The organism is Peteryoungia wuzhouensis (assembly GCF_003205195.1).
In the GTDB taxonomy this organism is placed as follows: Bacteria; Pseudomonadota; Alphaproteobacteria; order Rhizobiales; family Rhizobiaceae; genus Allorhizobium; species Allorhizobium wuzhouense.
Genome location: NZ_QJRY01000022.1, coordinates 1 through 2,148, shown reverse-complemented (window position 1 = coordinate 2,148; position 2,148 = coordinate 1). Strand labels below are relative to the sequence as shown.

2 protein-coding genes are annotated in these 2,148 nt (G+C 57.6%); one reads left to right on the top strand and one right to left on the bottom strand.

The genetic code is table 11. The features are described from left to right. Positions 1-96: 96 nt before the first annotated feature. Positions 97-1,056, bottom strand: coding sequence for an MBL fold metallo-hydrolase (locus DMY87_RS23930; RefSeq protein WP_110794139.1), 960 nt, complete (start codon positions 1,054-1,056; stop codon positions 97-99). A gap of 92 nt (positions 1,057-1,148) precedes the next feature. Here DMY87_RS23930 and DMY87_RS23925 point away from each other — a divergent pair, with 92 nt between their 5' ends. Further along, positions 1,149-2,102: a LysR family transcriptional regulator gene (locus tag DMY87_RS23925; RefSeq protein ID WP_110794138.1), complete on the top strand. Its 954-nt coding sequence runs from the start codon at positions 1,149-1,151 to the stop codon at positions 2,100-2,102. The last annotated feature ends 46 nt before the right edge of the window (positions 2,103-2,148 follow it).

Genomic DNA, 2,148 nt, shown 5'->3' with positions numbered 1-2,148 from the left:
TCGGTGCCGGAAGGCCGAACTTGTAAAGAACCTCATCGTTGCGGAAGACGAGGCTGTTTCGAGCCTCGTCGACCCATCGCCTAATCCGGGGCAATCCTAGGAGTAGTTGACCGGCAGCCAGTCATAATTGGTGCTGTCTGTACGCACATGACCGATTCCGGGAAACGCAATATGCGCCCCTGCCACAAGATATTTGCCTTCCACCGCCTCCTTGAAGGCGAGGTCACGGGCAGCAACGGCAGCCTTCTGATCGATATCGAATTCTATGGCGACGCCGGGTTCATCGAACTGCAGGATCTCGCCATGGGTGATGTCGCCCCAGAAGACGATCTTCTGGCCTTCGCTTTCCAGCGTAATGGCGCTGTGACCCGGCGTGTGTCCCGCATAAAGAATGGAGCCCAGACCGGGAACGGGTGCTTGGCTGTCTCCAAAGATTTCGAATTTTCTGGCTTCCACATAGGGCGCCACACACTGGTCCGCCTCACTGAAATGCTGTTTGACGATGCCCGTCGCCGCCTCGGCGTTCTCCCGGCTAAGCCAGAATTTTGCCTCCCGCTCATTGACCCGCAATGTAGCGTTTGGAAAAGTGCGTTTGCCATTGCTCATCAGCCCGCCGGAATGATCGGTATGAATATGGGTGAGGACGACATCGTCAATGTCACCTACCTTGTAGCCGGAGGCCTCGATGTTGGACACGAGCTTGCCGAGCGACGGACCCAGATAGCCCCCGGTGCCCGCGTCGATCAGCACCAGTCGCTCCCCAGTATTGACCAGAAATGCATTGACGGAGGTCGGGACGGTTTCCGGCAAAAAGGCATCATTCAAGGCGCTCTGCGCGTGTTGTTCGCTGGTGTTGGTGTAGAGCTTAGCCAGCGGCAGAGGGATGGTGCCATCCGACAGGGCCGTAACCTCGGCGGAACCGATCTTCAGCCGGTAGAACCCAGGCGACTGAACAGCGGCATAGGGTGCCTTGGCCAAAGCAATTTGTGGTTTGACGAAGGGTGCTGTGATCAGACCGGTCAGTACGCCTTTGAGAATGGAACGACGGGATGGCATAGGGTTTGCTCCTTGGGTGAGTTGGGAACGGCTTGCAAGTTCCTGCTCATCAGCTAAGGATGCCGCCGTCAGCAATAAAATCGATACCAGTCATGCAAGTCATCGATCATTTCAATCTTCGTTCCTTCGACCTCAATCTTCTCGTTGCCTTCGATGCGATGATGGAAGAGATGAGCGTCACCCGTGCGGCGCGGCGCTTGAAGATCCAGCAGCCTGCCATGAGCCACAACATCTCGACCTTGCGCACGCTGTTTCAGGACGAGCTATTCATCCGCGTAGGACAGGTGATGAAGCCCACGACGCGGGCGCTGAATTTGTCCGGCCCGGTGCGGCAGGCTCTGCGACAGGCACAGGCAGCCGTGCTGATTGCAGACGCATTCGATCCGGCCACTGAGCGACGTACATTCAGGCTGGGGCTTTCCAGCGAGGTCGAACTATTGTTGCTGCCCGACCTGACCGCTCGGTTGCGCGATATTGCGCCGGGCATTCGTATTCTGGCTCGCGGCGGCGATGCACGGGAGATCGAGGCGATGCTGGATTCAGGTGTCGTCGACCTGTCTGTGGGATGCAGCTATCTCCCTGATTCACGACACCATTGCGAGCCGCTTTATCAGTCCAGCATACTGTGCTGTTTCAATCCGCAACTGCTGAAGCTTTCCGGTCCCGTGAGCCTTGATGCTTATATGGCAGCACAGCACGCCGTAATTTCGCAGACTGACAGTCTCCATGGCTGCGTCAAGGATGCGCTGGAACACGCGGGAGCAGAACTGGACGTGGTGGCTGCCGCGCCAGATTTCATGTCGATATTGGCAACAGCACGCTCATCAGCGGTGATTGCCACCGTATCTTCACGCATTGCGCTTCGTTACGGCCCTCTGCTGGGACTTGAGGTCAGCCCTGTACCACTGGCGCTGTCTTTCCCCCCGGTGGCAATGGTGTGGCCGCTTCAGATGGACAGCGATCTCGGTTGCGCCTGGTTGCGACAGCAGATCCGTGACGCGATGATCAGGAAGGACGAGAGCGACCTGGCGGATATCGAAGTGTGACGGGCAGCAGGGGATAGGTGTCAGTTGGTCGGTGTTTTCGCCTTGA